This window comes from Aquihabitans sp. McL0605 (assembly GCF_049993875.1).
GTDB lineage: Bacteria > Actinomycetota > Acidimicrobiia > Acidimicrobiales > Iamiaceae > Aquihabitans.
In genome coordinates this window covers 3,160,287-3,176,840 of sequence record NZ_CP188252.1, presented here as the reverse complement: position 1 = coordinate 3,176,840, position 16,554 = coordinate 3,160,287, and the positions used below count along the sequence as shown (strand labels likewise).

12 protein-coding genes are annotated in these 16,554 nt (G+C 71.2%); 4 read left to right on the top strand and 8 right to left on the bottom strand.

Translation table 11 applies throughout. The features are described 5' to 3' along the window. The first annotated feature begins 260 nt into the window (after positions 1–260). Together ACPPVX_RS14645 and ACPPVX_RS14640 are read left to right on the top strand one after the other, a co-directional pair. Positions 261–3,044 carry a helix-turn-helix transcriptional regulator gene (locus tag ACPPVX_RS14645; protein WP_426571301.1) on the top strand — a complete coding sequence of 928 codons (2,784 nt, stop codon included), beginning with the start codon at positions 261–263 and terminating at the stop codon, positions 3,042–3,044. A gap of 159 nt (positions 3,045–3,203) precedes the next feature. Then, entirely contained in the window at positions 3,204–3,884 is a 681-nt protein-coding gene (locus ACPPVX_RS14640; RefSeq protein WP_426571300.1) for a sigma-70 family RNA polymerase sigma factor, read from the top strand. 271 nt (positions 3,885–4,155) lie between these two features. Here ACPPVX_RS14640 and ACPPVX_RS14635 read toward each other — a convergent pair whose 3' ends face one another. Both ACPPVX_RS14635 and ACPPVX_RS14630 read right to left on the bottom strand, forming a co-directional pair. Continuing rightward, positions 4,156–5,133 (bottom strand): hypothetical protein, encoded by a 978-nt coding sequence (locus ACPPVX_RS14635; protein ID WP_426571299.1) that lies wholly within the window; start codon positions 5,131–5,133, stop codon positions 4,156–4,158. A gap of 7 nt (positions 5,134–5,140) precedes the next feature. Next, on the bottom strand, positions 5,141–5,584 hold the full coding sequence (locus tag ACPPVX_RS14630; protein ID WP_426571298.1) for a nuclear transport factor 2 family protein: 444 nt from the start codon (positions 5,582–5,584) through the stop codon (positions 5,141–5,143). A gap of 140 nt (positions 5,585–5,724) precedes the next feature. Between ACPPVX_RS14630 and ACPPVX_RS14625 the strand changes: the two genes are divergently transcribed. After that, positions 5,725–6,849 (top strand): alpha/beta hydrolase family esterase, encoded by a 1,125-nt coding sequence (locus ACPPVX_RS14625; RefSeq protein ID WP_426571297.1) that lies wholly within the window; start codon positions 5,725–5,727, stop codon positions 6,847–6,849. Positions 6,850–6,858: 9 nt separating this feature from the next. Here ACPPVX_RS14625 and ACPPVX_RS14620 read toward each other — a convergent pair whose 3' ends face one another. From ACPPVX_RS14620 to ACPPVX_RS14605, 4 genes are all read right to left on the bottom strand, one after another. Then, positions 6,859–7,668: an ABC transporter permease gene (locus tag ACPPVX_RS14620; protein WP_426571296.1), complete on the bottom strand. Its 810-nt coding sequence runs from the start codon at positions 7,666–7,668 to the stop codon at positions 6,859–6,861. Further along, the gene (locus tag ACPPVX_RS14615; RefSeq protein WP_426575043.1) at positions 7,668–8,462 is read right to left on the bottom strand and encodes an ABC transporter permease; all 795 of its coding nucleotides are present in this window, start codon (positions 8,460–8,462) and stop codon (positions 7,668–7,670) included. The genes ACPPVX_RS14620 and ACPPVX_RS14615 overlap by 1 nt, the downstream gene beginning before the upstream one ends. Positions 8,463–8,566: 104 nt before the next feature. Next, a complete protein-coding gene (locus tag ACPPVX_RS14610) occupies positions 8,567–9,763 on the bottom strand; it encodes an ABC transporter substrate-binding protein (protein WP_426571295.1) in 1,197 nt (398 codons plus the stop codon). A 50-nt stretch (positions 9,764–9,813) separates the two neighbouring features. After that, positions 9,814–10,959, bottom strand: a complete 1,146-nt coding sequence (locus ACPPVX_RS14605; RefSeq protein ID WP_426571294.1) for an ABC transporter ATP-binding protein — start codon at positions 10,957–10,959, stop codon at positions 9,814–9,816. A 175-nt stretch (positions 10,960–11,134) separates the two neighbouring features. Here ACPPVX_RS14605 and ACPPVX_RS14600 point away from each other — a divergent pair, with 175 nt between their 5' ends. Further along, positions 11,135–11,992 carry a Ku protein gene (locus ACPPVX_RS14600; protein ID WP_426571293.1) on the top strand — a complete coding sequence of 286 codons (858 nt, stop codon included), beginning with the start codon at positions 11,135–11,137 and terminating at the stop codon, positions 11,990–11,992. An 8-nt stretch (positions 11,993–12,000) separates the two neighbouring features. Here ACPPVX_RS14600 and ACPPVX_RS14595 read toward each other — a convergent pair whose 3' ends face one another. Further along, positions 12,001–12,960, bottom strand: a complete 960-nt coding sequence (locus ACPPVX_RS14595; RefSeq protein ID WP_426571292.1) for a DNA polymerase domain-containing protein — start codon at positions 12,958–12,960, stop codon at positions 12,001–12,003. A gap of 2 nt (positions 12,961–12,962) precedes the next feature. After that, positions 12,963–16,508: a TM0106 family RecB-like putative nuclease gene (locus tag ACPPVX_RS14590; protein ID WP_426571291.1), complete on the bottom strand. Its 3,546-nt coding sequence runs from the start codon at positions 16,506–16,508 to the stop codon at positions 12,963–12,965. Positions 16,509–16,554 lie beyond the last annotated feature (46 nt).

The following is a 16,554-nucleotide window of genomic DNA, read 5'->3' as shown; positions in this document are numbered from 1 at the left end:
GTCACACCTGTGACACCCCCTGCGAGATCGATTCGTCAGGAGCGCATCTCGAAGGCTCGGCGTGGACCCCACCCCGCCGGCTCGGCGTGACCGCTCGATCTCCGGACGTTTCGCCAGTTCGGAGTGATCGCTGCGCCACGTATCGTGACGACGAGCGCCACCACCACCGGCGTCCGCAGGGCGGTCCTCGACGCGATGGTGATCCCCCCGCCGGCCTCGCATCTGCGAGACCAACCGACATGTGAAGCAGAGGCAGAAGAGTGGACGACGGCAGCGCAGTGGTGACGATCGGGCGCGAAGAGGAACGCCGGACCCTGGCCGATGCGCTCAGCCACGGGGGACGCGGACCGGTGGCGGTGGTGGTCGAGGGCGAGCCCGGGATGGGCAAGACGGTCGTGTGGCGCGAGGCGCTGGCGCAGGCGGAGGCCGACGGGTGCCAGGTGCTGCGGTGCCGACCGGGCGAGGCCGAGGTCGACCTCGCCTACGCCGCGCTCGGCGACCTCCTCGTGGACCTGCCGGCGGGGGCGTTCGATGGCCTTCCCCGGCCGCAACGCGAGGCGCTCGACGTGGCCATGATGCGGGCGGCGCTGCCCCCGGAACCGGTCCCACCGCGAGCCGTCGGCCTCGCTCTGCTCGGCGTCATCCACCGCCTCGCCGCCGACCAACCGGTCGTCATCGGTGTCGACGATGCCCAGTGGCTCGACGAGCTCTCCGAGGGGGCCCTCGCGTTCGCCACGCGCCGCCTGGCCGATGAGCCGGTGGCCGTGATCGCCACCCGGCGTCTCGGGCCGACGCCCGGCTACCCCGCCGACCTGGCCAACGACCTCCCCGGCGGGGTGCGGACCGTGCGTCTCGGCCCCCTCGGCGACTCCTACCTCGACCAGATCCTCCAGGCGCGCTTCGGTGCTGCCGTCGCCGCCAGCGCCCGTGGGCCCGTCCAGCGGGCCGCCGGCGGCAACCCGTTCTTCGCCCTCGAGCTGGCGGGCGCGGTCGCCGCCCACCGGGACGAGCCGGGCTCCGGCGATGACTTCCCGATCCCGCCGAGCCTGATGTCGCTGGTCGGGAACCGTCTCAGCCGCCTCGGCCCGGAGGCCCTCGAGGCGGTCGAGCTCCTCGCCCTGGCGGCCCGCCCCACGCAGGCCCTGCTGGCCCGACTGCTCGGCTCCGCCGAGGCGCACGATGCCGTCGATCAGGCCGTCGCCGCCGATGTCTTCGAACGCGATGGCGAGCGCATCCGCTTCAGCCACCCGCTCCTGACCACGGGCGCTCTCCGTCGCGGCGGGCCGGAGGAGCGCCGCTCCCTTCACCTGCGCCTCGCCGGCGCCGTCGATGAGCCCGAGGAGCAGGCGCGCCACCTCGCCTTGGCCACGGACCAGCCCGACGCTGCGGTCGCAGCGACGGTCGTCATCGGGGCTGACGCCGCCCAGCGGCGTGGGATGCAGGCGGTCTCCGCCCAGCTGCTCGACGACGCGTGCCGGCTCACACCGCCGGCCGATCGCCACGAGCTCCACGAGCGGATGACCCTGGCGGCCGAACGACACCTCGACGCCGGCAACATCGCGCGTTCTCGCGAGGTCCTCGAGGCGCTCGTCGCAGATGTCGGTCCGGGCGTCGAGCGAGCCCGGGCCCTGACCGTGCTCGGCAAGGTCAGGACCTACACCGAGGGCTTCGGGGCGGGGGCCGAGACGTTCCGCGAGGCCCTGGCCCACGCCGACGACGACCTCGCGCTCCAGGTGGTCATCCACGATGCCCTCTCCTGGTGCGAGCACGGCATCGGCGGCACCGAACCGGCCGAGATCCACGCCAAGGCCGCGCTTGCGGCCGCTGAGCGCCTGGGTGACCCCGACGCCATCACGGCCGCCCTGGGGCTCAACGCGTTCATGGATGCCGAGAGCGGCCGCGCCACCGACCCCACCCCGCTCGGGGAGGCGATCGCCCGCCATCCCCCCAGCGAGTGGCGGCAGATCCTGGGCCGGGCCGACTGGATCCACGCGCTGCTGCTGGCGTGGGCGGGAGACCTCGACGCTGCCGGCCCGGCCTTCGAGAAGCTGCGGGACGAAGCCATCGCCCATGGCGACGGGAACTCCCTGCCGGTCCTTCTCTTCAACGTCGCCGAGATCGAGCTGCGAGCCGGCTCCTGGGACGCGGCCCGTGCCAGCGCCAGGGAGAGCCGCGAGGTGGCGGTCGAGATGGGCAAGGCCAGCGACGCCACCATGGGTCTCGCCATCGAGGCGATGGTCGACGCGCACCTCGGTCGGGTCGACGCGGTCGAGGCGGCCATCGCGGAGGCCTTGCCGTCGGCCCGAGCGCTCAGCCACCAGTCGACCCAGCACCTGCTCGCGGTCAGCGGCTTCCTCCAGGTGTCGCTCGGGAACTACCAGGATGCGTGTGTCATCCTCCGGGAGCTGGCCGGGAACCTTCGAGACGCCCAGATCCACCAGCCCGGCGTCTACCGGTTCCACGGCGATGCCATCGAGGCCGAGGTGGGCGCCGGTCACTTCGACGAGGCGGGGGTCCTGCTGGCCGACCTCGAGGGCCTCGCCGGTGAGGGCCACCGCCGGGTCAGGGCGATCGCGCCGCGCGGTCGAGCGCTGCTGCTCGCCGCGCGCGGTGACCTCGACGAGGCTGCAGCCGGACTGCAACAGGCGCTGGCCACGGACCCGCCGGTCGAGCCGTTCGAGCTGGCCCGGCACTGGATGGTCCTGGGGATGATCCAGCGGCGTCGACGTCAGCGGGCCGCCGCCCGCGACGCCCTCACCACCGCCCACGCCATCTTCGTCGACCTCGGCGCCGCGCTCTGGACGGCGCGGGCCGAGGCGGAGCTCAGCCGCACCGGGGTCGGGCCCGCGGGCCGGAGCGGCGACCTCACTCCCACGGAGCGCCAGATCGCGGAGCTGATCGCGTCCGGGCTGACCTACCGACAGGCCGCTGACCAGCTCTTCATCAGCCCGAAGACGGTCCAGTGGAACCTGTCCAAGGTGTACAGCAAGCTCGGGATCAGCTCCCGCGCCGAGCTGCCTGGCCGCCTCGCCGCCGAATCCTGACCAGCGCTCCTGGGTGCCTGGCTGGTTCGGCCTGGCCGGACCAGCCAGGAGACCAGCCATCCGGCCGATATCGCCGCCGATCGTTCGTTCGTACCGTCGCCTCATCGGGTCAAGGGACCCGTCGACCACTGCCTGGTCGAGACGGTACGGGAGCACGAGATGTCCGATCAGAGGTCCGGATTCGGTCCAACCAGCGTCGATGACGACGGGTCGCTCGATGAGGAAGCGACCGACTTCACGGCCCTTCGGCCCCGGCTCCTGGGCATCGCCCAGCGCATCGTCGGGGATCGAGCCGAGGCCGAGGACGTGGTGCAGGACGTGTGGCTGCGGTGGCAGGGGTGCGACCGGACCCGGGTCCTGAACGTGACGGCGTACTTGGTGACCACCACCACCCGGACTGCGATCAACGCGAGCCAGACCGCTCGTGTTCGCCGTGAGTCCCCGATGGCTCCGTCGCTGTCGGATTGCCTGCTGGCGGATCTGACCCCGGGCCCCGAGGTGGGCTTCGAGCGGGCCGAGGACCTGGACAGGGGGCTGCGGAGGATCGCAACGCGGCTCGCACCCCTCGAACGGGCCGCCTTCGTCCTGCGCGAGGGGTTCGGCTACCCGTATCCGAGGATCGCTGAGATGCTCGACCTGACCCCCGCGAACGCTCGGAAGATCGTCAGTCGGGCCGGGATGCGCCTCCCCGGGGCCCATCGGCACGGCATCGACGAGGTCGATCAGCGCCGCCTGCTCACCGCCTTCGCCACCGCCGCAGCGACCGGCGAGATGGCTGGCCTCGAGCGGATGCTCCTTGGCGCCGTGAGCGATCGCCCGCTCCTGGCTCAAGCGTGCTGAGGACGTTCGCCTCGCTGTGCCTGACCGGTCGCTGGCGGGAGTCGCAGAGCGACCAAACAGCCGGTTGCCCTCACGCTGAGTGCCCGCCTCCAGGCATCGGGGGACCAGGACTCCATCCCGCGTCCATCCCGCCTACCGACCCGTTCGAGGCCGTCCCAGAGGGTCGTGACCTGGCCATTTTCGTCCGGTTCGGTCCGGGTTGATCCCAGGTTCGACGGGCTGAACCGCCTCCGAAGCGATAGGTCCCCAGTTCGATTCCGGGCGTGGGCACTCAGAGCTGGCTGCGGCAGTCGTCGGTGTCCTTGCGGAACGAGAGCCGGTAAGGGCCCTCGGCGGCGGCGTCGAGCCACGTCGCCACCGCGGGGTTGTGGTTGGGGTTGAGCAGGGCCAGCTCGGCCATCAAGATCCGCGACTGGCTGTTGGCGTCCTTCGAGTACCCGAGGTCGTCGAGCAGCGCGCAGGCCGACCCGCCCCGTTCGATCAACGACAGGCTGGCCCGGTCGAACGCCCTGGCCCCGGCCGGGTCGGCCAGCGTGACGCCGCCCTCGTAGAAGGCCAGCAGTGAGCTGCTCGTCGGGTGCATGTCGTCGCGGAACGCGAACTTGCCCTCGGCCATCTCGGCGGGCTTCGGCACGAACAGGAAGTGGCCCTCGTCCTGGGCGGCGACCTTCTTCAGGACCTGCTGGTTGTAGCCGTCGACGAACCTCTGGGTGGAGGCCCGCTTGTCGGCGGGGACCTTGGTCAGGTCGAAGAACAGCTCCTCGAGGGCCACGACGGCGTTGGGGGCGTTGGTCCGGTAGAAGCCGGTGAGCTCGGTGCGGAGGTCGGACCAGAACTCGGCGTCGTCGGTGGCGGTGGCGTAGGCGTAGCTGTAGTTGGTGCCCATCGTGTCGATGACCAGCGGACGCTCCTTGGCCGAGCACGTGGCCGTGAACGCCTTGAGCCCCTTGGCGTGCGAGCGGTGGACCGTCCCAGGGGCGGCGAGGATCTTCACGTACTGCCGGCGATCGCCTTTGCCGACGACCCCCTCGTTGCCCAGGATCCGGCCGATCAGCTCGTTGGCGGTCTCGGGGATCACGGTCGCCTGCTCGGTGTTCCTCGAATCACCGAGCAGGACCACCTGCCGATCGCAGCCGTGGGCGTTGGGGTCGTCGTCCGAGCTGCAGGCCACGAGGCCGCTGGCTCCGACGGCGACCAGGAAGACCACCGCGGCGGCGGCCCTGGCCCGAGACGCCGAGCGCTGGTCCACCAGGCCCTTACTCAGCGGGCTTCATCTTCTCGAGCATGGCGCCCATCTGGCGGTGGACCAGGTTCACCGCCTGCAGCGGGCGGATCATCACCCGGAACTCGACGATCTTGCCGTGGTCGTCGCAGCGGATGATGTCGACGCCGTTGACGTACTTGCCCTCCACGGTGGTCTCGAACTCCAGCACCGCGGTGTCGCCCGCCAGGACCTGCTTGGTGTAGCGGAACCCTCCCCCGCTGCCCTCGGCGTCGGCGGCGCTGGTCGGCGCCGCCTTGTCGCCGGGCAGGGTCTGGCCGGCCGCCTCGAGGTACAGCTTGGTGATGGCCTTGCCCTGCTGGGGCGTGAAGACGATCGGCGAGTAGAAGACCACGTCGTCGTGGAGCAGCACGTCGAGCCCTCCTTCGAGGCGCCCCCGCAGGAACTCGTGCCACTGGGCGATGGTCTGTTCGATCATCTCGACCTCCGGGTCAGCAGGCGCCGAGCAGGACGGGCGCGAACGGCACCGTACTGACCGCTGGGGTGCTACATCGGTACGATCGCCGTCGGCTGCGGGACGATCGATCACCGCACCGACGCTCTCGGGGGAGCCAACCGATGATCCGCACCACCCGCGCCAACCCAACCGGTGGTGCCCTACGGCGCCGCCGCGTCGCGCTCGTCGCGTCGGTCGCCGTGGCGGGCTCGCTCGTCCTCGCCGCCTGCGGGGGCAGCTCCTCCGACGGCGCCGATGCCACCAAGGCGTCCACCACGACCACTGCCGCGCCGGTCACCGCGGCCCCTGCCGGCCACGAGGCGACCGGACCGGCGGTCCCGTCGAAGGGCTGCGGCGCCGGCGCCGGCTCCACCAGCGAGCTGACGCTCGACAAGCAGTTCGTCGACGACAGCGACCGCTGGTTCCTCGTCACCACCCCGGGTGCCACCGCCGCCGACGAGCCCCTGCCGCTCGTCCTCGACTTCCACGGCCTGGCCGAGGGCGCCGACATCCACGCCAAGCTCTCCGACCTGGCGCCGTTCGCCCAGGCCCACGGCTTCATCCTCGTCAGCCCCAACGGCACCGGCAGCCCGGTCCGCTGGCAGGTCGACCCCGACATGGCCACCAACCCCGACCTGCAGTACACGTCCGACGTGCTCGACCAGGTCGAGGCCGAGCACTGCGTCGACACCTCGCGGGTCTACGCCACCGGGCTGTCCAACGGCGCGTTCATGTCGTCGACGCTGGCGTGCGCCATGTCGGACCGCATCGCCGCGGTGGCCCCGGTGTCGGGCCTCACCCACCCCGACGGCTGCGCCCCCACCCGGCCCGTTCCGATCCTCGCCTTCCACGGCACGGCCGACCCGATCCTCCTGTTCAACGGCGGCATCGGCGACAAGCTGGGCCACGTCCTGGGCACCGCCGACGGATCACCCGACGCCCCGCTGCCCGAGGCAGATCTGAACGGCAAGGGCTACCCCGCCACCGCCCAGGCCTGGGCCACCGACAACGGCTGCACCGGCAGGCCCGACGACACCGACCTCACCAAGACCGTCGTGAAGCGCACCTGGGACTGCCCCGCCGACGGCACGACCGAGTTCGTGATCGTGAAGGGCGGCGGTCACTCCTGGCCCGGCAGCGCGTTCAGCCAGAAGATCGTCAACGCCGTCGGCCCCACCGACATGAGCGTCGTGGCCGACCAGCTGATCTGGTCGTTCTTCCAGCGCTTCCAGCTCCCCGCCACCTGACGGGCCGGCTCAGCCGGCTTCGGAGCGGAGGGCCACCGGGTCGGCGCTGAGGCGCTGGGCCACCCACACCGGGATGATCGACAAGGTGATGACGACCACCGCCACCACGTTGACCGTGGGGAGCTGGTTGGGCCGGAAGATGTTGTTGAAGATCCACTGCGGCAGCGTCTCCATGCCCGGGCCCGCGGTGAACGTGGTGACCACGATCTCGTCGAACGAGAGGGCGAAGGCCAGCAGGCCACCGGCCACCAACGCCGAGCGGATCAGCGGGAACGTGACGTAGCGGAACGTCTGGAACACGTCGGCGCCCAGATCGGCCGAGGCCTCGTCGACGTTGGGCGCCAAGCGCCGCAGCCGCGCCACCACGTTGTTGAACACCACCACGATGCAGAACGTGGCGTGGGCGATGACGACGGTGATGTACCCGAAGTCGAAGCCCATCTCCCGGAACGCGGCGTTGAGGGCGACGCCCGTGACGATGCCGGGCAGGGCGATCGGCAGGACGATCAGCAGCGAGATGCTGTCGCGCCCGAAGAACTTGAAGCGGTTGACCGCGTACGACGCCAAGCTCCCCAGCACGAGCGCGATCAGCGTGGCCAGCAGCGCCACCTTCACCGACGTGAGCAGCGCGTCGCGCGGCCCAGGAGCGTGGAACGCCCGGTGCCACCACTTGGTGGTGTACCCGGGAGGCGGCCACGTGAACGTGCGCGACGTGCTGAACGAGAGGATGGCGATCACGATCAGCGGCACGTAGAGGAACGCCAGGACCAGCGCGGTCAGCAGCCGGAGGGCGATGCGGGCGGGCAGCGAGAGGATCATCAGAGGTTCTCCAGCGCGCCGCTGCGGCGGACCATCAGGAGGAACAGGATCATGATCAGGACCGGCACGAACGCGAACGCAGCCGCCTCCGGCAGGAGCCCGGCGCCGAAGTCGCGGTAGATCACGTTGCCGATCATCTGCGCCTTGCCGCCGACGATCTGCACGGTGATGTAGTCGCCGAGCGACAGGGAGAACGTGAAGATGGCGCCGGCCAGGATCGACGGCTTGAGCAGCGGCAGCACCACCGACCAGAACGTCCGGCCCGCCTTGCCACCCAGGTCACCCGAGGCGTCGAGCAGCGAGTCGGGCATCTTCTCGAGCCCGGCGTAGATCGGCAGCGCCATGTACGGCAGCCACAGGTACGCCAGCACGATGGTGGTGCCGACGACGCCGAACCCGGGCGAGAACCCGAGCACCTGCTTCATCACGCCGGCCGACGGATCCAGGATCGCCCGCCAGCAGTACGCCTTCACGAGGTAGCTCGCCCACAGCGGCAGCACCAGGGCGACGGCGAGGGCGCGCCGCCAGCGGGGCCGGGCCACCTTGGCCATGAAGAAGGCGATGGGCAGCGCCAGGCAGAGGTCGATCACGGTGACCGACGCCGCGATCCCCACGGTCCGGAAGGTCACCGTGCGGAAGGTGGGGTTGTGGATCAGGTCCGAGAAGTTCTCGAAGCTGACCGTCTTGACCAGGTCACCGGTGAACGCATCGGTCGTGTACAGCGACGTCAGCAGCAGGGCGATGAGCGAGCCGAGGTAGATGACCAGCAGCCAGATCAGCGGGGCGCCGAGCATGGCGCCGAGCTGGGTCCGCGGGTGACGGGTCAAGAAGCGCGACACGCGCCGCCCGGGCCCCGAGGGCCCGGGCGGTGGTGCCGCTTCGGTGGGTGCGACCGCGGTCACGAACCTCGGAGGTCGTTCCAGGCCGCGGTCCACTTCTGGTAGTCGACGCAATCGTCGCCGCTCCCGTCCAAGCACTTCTTGGTGGGGGTGGTCCAGTAGTAGAGCTGCTTGGCGAACGCCGCGTCGTCAGCGTGGTACGTCTTGCAGAAGTTGGGGTCGGTCGTCTCCGTGCACGCCTTCGGGTTGGCCGGTGCCTCGCCGAAGTACTCGGCCACCTGGGCCTGCACCTTCGGTGACGTGATGTGGTCCATCCACTTGTACATGCAGTTGGGGTGCTTGGCCTTCGACGACACCATCCACGTGTCGGACCAGGCGGTGGAGCCCTCCTTCGGCAGCACCGTCTCCACCGTGCCGGGCTTGTCGGCCTCGATGGTGTTGGCGATGACCTGCCAGGTGGTGCCCAGCTGCAGGCTCCCCTTCTCGAACGCGTCGACGGCCTTCAGGTAGTCGGACCAGTACTCACCGACGTTGGGCTTCTGCTGCTTCAGCAGGCTGATGGCCGCATCGAACTGGTTCTGCTTGAGGGCGTACGGGTCCTTGATGCCCAGCTCGGGCTTGGTCTTCATCAGGTACAGGGCGGCGTCGGCGATGTAGATCGGCGAGTCGTAGGCCGTGAGCTTCCCCTTGTAGGGCGAGTCCTTCTCGAACACCGCGCCCCACGAGTCGGGGGCGGGGGTCACGTTGGACTTGTTCCACATGAGGAGGTTGGCGCCCCACCCGTGCGGGATGCCGTAGTTGACCCCGTCGGCCGAGTTGTAGTGGGTGTCCTTCAGGAACGACGAGATGTCGGCGTAGTTGGGCACCAGGTCGGTGTTGACCGGGGCGACGTCGCCGCCCGCGATGAGGCGGAGGGTGGCATCACCCGAGGCCGACACGCCGTCGTACTCGCCGGTCTTCATCAGCTGCACCATCTCGTCGGAGGTGTTGCCGGTCTTGACGTTGACCTTGCAGCCCGAGCTCTTCTCGAAGTCGGAGACCCAGTCGACCTTCGGGTCGTTGGAGCCGTCCTCGGCGTACCCGGCCCAGGCGATGATGTTGAGCGCACCTTCGCCGGCACCGAGCTTGGTGGGGGCCTTGGCCCCGCTGCTGCCGCTGCTGGAGCTGCCGCTGCTCCCGCACGCGGCCGCCGTGAACGCCAGCGCGGTGGCGACGGCGAGACCGGCGATGAGCCGGCGCTTCCTGTGGGTGGTCATGGCTTCCCCCTGGGGGTCGGTGGATGTGTCCTTCTGAGATCGGATGCGGGTCAGGTGGGCTCGGCCGACAGCACGGCGTCGGTGAGCACCTCGTCGGAGGCCGGATCGGTGGGCCGGGGAGCGATCGGCAGGACCTGGTCGAAGCGGCGGTCCCAGGCCAGGCGGACCGGGGTGCCCGGCGCGGTGCCCTCGCCGGTGGCCGCCCGGTTCTGCTCGACGACGACCACCTCGCCGCCGCCGTCGAGGTCGACGATGACCCGCGTGCGCTCGCCCAGGTAGACGGACGACCGGATGGTGCCGGTGGCGCGGATCTCGCCCTCCGCCGCGTCGTGCGGCGCGTCGGCGGCGATCAGCGTGATCTTCTCGGGCCGCACGGAGAAGGCGTCCTCCGACCCGCGCAGCCGGTTGGCCACGGTCCCGTCGAGCACGTTCGACGTGCCCACGAACCCGGCGACGAACGCGGAGGCCGGACGCTCGTACACCTCCGACGGCGTACCGACCTGCTCGAGGTGGCCGTTGGCGAACACCGCGATCCGGTCGCTCATCGACAGGGCCTCGTCCTGGTCGTGGGTGACGAAGATGAACGTGATGCCCACCTCGGTCTGGATGCGCTTGAGCTCGACCTGCATCTCCTCGCGCAGCTTCAGGTCGAGGGCACCGAGCGGCTCGTCGAGCAGCAGCACCCGGGGGCGGTTGACCAACGCTCGGGCGAGCGCGACGCGCTGCCGCTGCCCGCCCGAGAGCTGCGTGACCCGCCGCGAGCCGAAGTCGTCGAGGCGCACCATGGCCAGGGCATCGGCGGCGCGCGACCGCCGCTCGGCCTTGCCCACCCGCTTCACCTTCAGGCCGTACTCCACGTTCTCACCCACCGACAGGTGGGGGAACAGGGCGTAGTCCTGGAAGACGGTGTTCACGTCGCGGTCGTAGGCGGGCAGCCCGGCGACGTCGGTGCCCCGCAGCACGATGCGCCCCTCGGTGGGCTGCTCGAAGCCCGCGATCATCCGCAGGCACGTCGTCTTGCCCGATCCCGACGGCCCCAGCAGCGAGAAGAACTCACCGGCGCGGACCGTCAGGTTCACGTGCTCGACGGCAGAGACGGAACCGAATCGCTTGCTGACATCGATCAGGGCAACATCATCGGTTGAGGCTTCGGTCACGGCGCCCCCTTGTCCAGATGGGCCGAAACTACCAGTCATCCTCCGAGCAGGCACCGGATGTGGGGTCCTGGTCATTCACCCTCCACCGATGAGTCCGGGCCGGTGCACCCGTCCACATGGACTGATTACCCTTGCGTCGGGGCAGTGGTGAACTGCTTCGACCCGTCCCGAAAGGCCTCGTGATGCACGCACCCCTCCTCGGAGGTCCTCGCTGATGGCCCGTCCCACCTGGACCGGCGTCGTGAGCTTCGGCCTCGTCAGCGTGCCCGTGAAGGCGTACACGGCCACCCGCGACAAGGACGTCCGCTTCCACCGCATCGAGCGCGGCTCCGGCGCCCGCATCAAGCAGCAGAACCTGTCTGCGGCCACCGGTGAGCCGGTCGAGGACGACGACATCGTGATGGGCTACGAGCTGGCCCCCGGCCGCCACGTCACGTTCGAGCGCGAAGAGGTCGCCGCGCTCCGCCCCGACAGCACCAAGGCCATCACCGTCCTCGACTTCGTCGACCTCGACGAGGTCGATCCGGTCTACTTCGACAAGACCTACTGGCTCGGCCCCGACGGGCCCGCTGCCGCCGAGCCCTACGACCTGCTGCTCGAGGCCATGGAGCAGCGCAACCGCGTCGCCATCGGCCACGTGGTCATGCGCAACAAGGGCCGCCTCGCCGCCATCCGGCCCATGGGCGGGCTGCTCGCCATGTCGACCATGCGCTACGCCGACGAGGTCATCTCCCGCGACGACATCGACGAGCTCCCCGAGGACCGCCCCGAGGCCGATCAGCGCGCCGTCGACCTGGCCCTGCAGGTGGTCGACACCATGACCGCCGAGTGGGACCCCGAGCAGTACCCCAACACGTACACGGCCGAGCTGCTCCAGGCCATCGAGGCCCGCTCCGACGGCGTGGTGGCCGAGCCCGAAGCCGGCGAGGAGGGCGAGGCCCCCGTCATCGACCTCATGGCCGCCCTGCGCGAGAGCGTGGCCGCCGCCAAGGAGAAGGCCGCGGCCGAGGCCGGCGACGCCGGAGCCGCTAAGGCCAAGCCCGCCAAGAAGGCCGCCAAGAAGACCGGCTGACCCTCAGGTCAGAGGGGTGGCAGCTGCTGGTGGAGGCCGAGCAGGTCGGCCATCGGGTCGCCGACGTCGGCCAGGCGGGCCGGGAGGGTGCGGACGGTCCAGCGGTCGGGCGCGAGGTCGGGGTCGTCGAGCTCGTCCCAGGTGATGGGCACCGAGACGGGGGCGCCGTCTGCGGCGCGAGGGCTGAACGGGCCGACCAGCGTCTTGTTGCGGATGTTCTGCGTGTAGTCGAGGCGGGCCTTGCCGCCGCGGTCGGCCTTGGTCCACGCCCAGCTCACGAGGTCGGGCACGAGGTTGCCGACCATGATCGACAGCTTCTCCACCCAGGCCAGGGTGTCGTCGAAGCCGAGGCCGGGCTCGACGGGGATCCAGATCTGGATGCCGCGCTTGCCCGTGACCTTGATCCCCGCCTGGAGGCCCAGCTGGTCGAGGGCGACCTGGTGCATCTTGGCCAGCAGCACGACCTGCTCCCACGTGGTCTCGGTGCCGGGGTCGAGGTCGATGAGGGCCCAGTCGGGCTCGCGGCTCGTGGCGCAGCTCGACGTCCACGGGTGGTACTCCACCGCCGCCAGGTTGGCCATGTAGAGCAGGGTGGCCGGGCGGTCGACCACCACGTACCAGCGGGTCTCGTCCTTCGCCGCGTCCTCGTTGGGCCACTGGGTCATCCACTCGGGGGCCCGCTTGGGGGCGGCCTTGGCCCAGAAGCCGCCGGCGTCGGTGCCGTTGGGGTGGCGGACCATGTTGCAGGGCCGGCCCGCGAAGTACGGGAGCATCGCCCCCGACACCTGGCCGAGGTAGCGCAGCAGGTCGCGCTTGGTCACGGGCTCCTCGTCGGGGCGGGCCGGGAACAGCACCTTGTCGAGGTTGCTGACCGTCAGGTCCACGCCGTCGACCGCCCACGTGCCCTTGGCCCCCATGGCGTCGAGCGCGGCCAGCTCGTCGGCCGACACCCCCGCCTCGGCCGGCACGATCAGCCCCGGGCCCGGCCGGCCTGCGACACGCCGAGGAACGCGCCGAGGCGCTCGAGGCCGGCGGGCGTGGCCGGGACGAAGTCGGTGAGCTGCGGCGCGTGGATGAGGTGGGCCGAGTGCTGCGCCCGCGAGATGGCCACGTTGAGCCGGTGCCGCGACAGGAGGAACCCGGCCCCGCGCGAGCTGCTGTCGGCGGCCGAGGCGGCCATCGACACCACCACCACCGCGGCCTCGCGGCCCTGGAACTTGTCGACGGTGCCGACCGCCACCGCGGGGAGCCCGGCCCGGTCGAGGCGCTCTCGGATGCGGTTGACCTGGGCGTTGAACGGGGCGACCACGATCACGTCGAGCGGGCCGAGCGGGCGGGTCCCCGGATGGTCGCGGTCGTGCGGATCGGTCCAGGTGCGCCCGATCAGGCTGGCAGCCAGGCGCACCACCTCGTCGGCCTCCTCGTTCGACGCGGCCCGGTTGCCCTGGTGGGCGACGAGGTGGGTGTGCAGGCCGGGCTCGACGCCGTCGAGCGTTCGGTCGCGGGTGCCGGCCTCGGCCTCGAGCCGTCCGTCGTACGCCAGGCCCGACACGACGGTCGTGAGCTCGGGGCGCATCCGGTAGGTGCAGGCGAGGAAGTAGCCGAGCTCGGGCGGCAGGGTGTCGTGGCCGTCGGTGAGCCAGCCGAGCGCAGCCCGGTCGACCGGCTCGGGGTGCAGGGCCTGGCTGACCTGCGGGAGCTGCTGCGGGTCGCCGAGCAGCAGCAGCCGGGGCGCCACCCGCGACACGGCGATGGTGTCGGCCAGGGAGAACTGGCCGGCCTCGTCGACGACCAGCAGGTCGAGGGTCCCCGCCGGCACCCGCTTGTTGCTGACGAAGTCCCAGGTGGTGCCGCCGATCAAGCAGCCGCCCGCCTCGGGGCCCGACGTGGCGCAGGCCAGCAGCCCCGCGTCGTCGGTGGCGGTGCCGAGGTGCGACCCGCTCCCCTTCTCCTTCTTGAGCACGCGGGCCGCGTCGACGCCCTCGTGCACCACCTTGTCGAGGAAGCCCTCCACGGTGCGGTGCGACTGGGCGACCACCCCGATCTTCCACCCCTCGTCGATCAGGGCGGAGATCACCCGGGCACCGGTGGTGCTCTTGCCGGTGCCGGGCGGGCCCTGGACCGCCAGGTACGACCGGTCGAGGTCGTGGAGCGTGCGCACGATGGCGGCCGCCACATCGTCGCCCGCGGCAGGCAGGCCTCCGCCGCTGATCAGGCGCGGGGGCAACCGTTGCAGCAGGTCCATCGCCGGCTGCTCGGCGAAGGTGCCGTCGGCGCGCAGGCAGGTGGCGGCCAGCGCCAGGATGGCGGCGGCGAGCGGTGTGCCCTCCAAGCCGTTGTCGGCGCTGATCGCCGCGGGGAACGGGTCGTGCTCCGCGGCGATCGCCGAGACCTTCGCCGGGAGCGACTCGGTGAGCATGACGAGGTACTGCTCGCCAACCGGCTCGATGGCGTCGAACGTGATGGTCTTGGCGACGCCGCGCTCCACGCCCACCGGGTGGGTGGCGTGGCCGGGGACGGGCGCATCGTGGATGGCGAACAGCTGCCGGTCTCCGGGCGTGAGCTTGAACGAGCCGGGCAGGTCGACCAGGGCCCGGAACGTGCGCTCGAACTTGGTCTTGGGCCGGTGCCAGTCGGCGACCACGGTGATCTCGGCCTGCTGCAGCACGATCATCTCGCCGTCGTGCTCCCAGTCCTCGACCGGCGCACCGACCCGCCGGAAGTGGTCCCACCAGAACGGCAGCACCTCGCGGCGGTGGTACTCGAGCGCGGCGGCGATCATCAGCACCGCCTGCTGCTGGGGCGTGCGCTGGGTCCGGGGGATGTCGATCAGCGGGGCCCGCAGCAGCTCGGCCAGCTCGCGCGCGGGGTTGGGCTTGGCGGGCGGCGTGACCGTGGGGGCCGCCGCATCGGCCGCCGTGGGGCGCTCGCCACCCGGCAGGGCGAGGAGCCAGTCGCGCAGGCGCAGGGTGGAGAGGCAGTCGTAGTCGTTGTAGGCGCGCAGCGCTTCGAGCTTGGCCGCGGCCGCGGCGTCGTCGCCGTCGTCGCGGAGCGTCTGGAACTCGGCGTACCAGACGATCGACTCGGCTCCGCCGGTCACGCCCTCGTCGTCGCGCTGGAGGTCGTCGCCCATGTAGAGGGGCTCGAGCTTCTTGATGCTGTAGCTGCGCTGGGAGACGCGCACCGAGCGGCGGACCACCCCGTACAGGTCGACGAACACGCCGTCCTTCAGGAGCGTGTCGAGCTCGTCGGACCGGGTGCCGTAGCGCTGCACGAGGCGCTTGAGGGCGGTGACCTCATACGGCGCGTAGTGGTACACGTGCAGCCCTTCGAAGCCCGGCGTGCTGCGGCGGGCGGTAAGCCAGTCGATGAACTGCTCGAGCGCGAGCCGCTCCTGGTGCCGGTCGTGGGCCCAGATGGGGTCGTAGTGCGGGCCGCCGTCGTCGCCGTGGATGATCGTGCCCCACAGGTACTCGAGGCCGAGGTCGGTCCAGCCCGCTTCGAGGTGGAGGGGGTCGCCCTCGAAGTCGAAGAACACGTCGCCGGGGTTGGGCTCGGGGATGAGGGCGATGCCGGACGGATCGATCAGCTCGGCGGAGACCTCGCCGTCGGGCTGCTCCAGGCTGCGACTGGCGTCCTGGCCCGCTTGGAGCACGGCCTGGGCGTGGAGCTTGGCGAACACCTGCTCCTTCATGGCCTCGGGGGCCTCGGTGGCCGCGGCCAGCTGCTCCACCGTGGCGATGCCGGCCTCGGCCAGCACCCGGCGCTGGTCGACCCGCATGCCGGCGACGAGCAGGAGGTCTCGCCGGTCCTCGGCCGCCGCCTTGCAGTAGGGGCATCGGCCGCACTGGCGCAGCGCCGGGTCGCCCCACAGCGGAGCGGCGAGCGGGAGCTCGAGCAGGTGGCGCATCCGGTCGGCGCGGTCGACGAGGATCGGCCGCAGGTCGGCGTAGCGGTGGGTGCTGGTGGTGCCGTCGCCCAGCCAGAGGTGGACGTCGATCGGCGCCGGCAGGCCCATGGCCTCGATCTGCGAGGCGTACGACGCCAGCTGGAGCAGCGCCTCGACCCGGGCGTGGCGGGCGAACTTGGTGTCGGCGGGCTCGTAGCGGACGATGCCGTCGGCGCCCGGCGTGCGCACCAGGAAGTCGGCCAGGCCGTGGAAGCGACCATCGAAGAAGGCCCCCTGGAACACCACCTGGGCGCCCTTCTCCATCGCCAGCCGGGTGGCCTCGTGGGCCGCCTCCAGCTCGGCGCGGCTCTTGGTGCTGGGCTGGGCGATCTCCACCACGCCACCGTCCCCGCCTTCGCCGTAGCGCCCGATCAGGTCCTGGTGCACGGTGTCCTCGTGGCCCAGGCCCAGGTCGGCCGCCCGGGCCATCAGCGCGTCGGCCGGCACGACGAGCGGTGCCACCAGGTCGGCCTTCTCGGCCCGCTTCTGGAGCAGCTGGTACTCGCAGCGCAGCGCCGTCACCAGGTCGCTGGCGCTGAACACCCAGTCGTCGTCGAGGCGGAACATCGAAGGCGAGTGTTCCACCTCCCGCGGCCTCCCGCAGACGACCGGT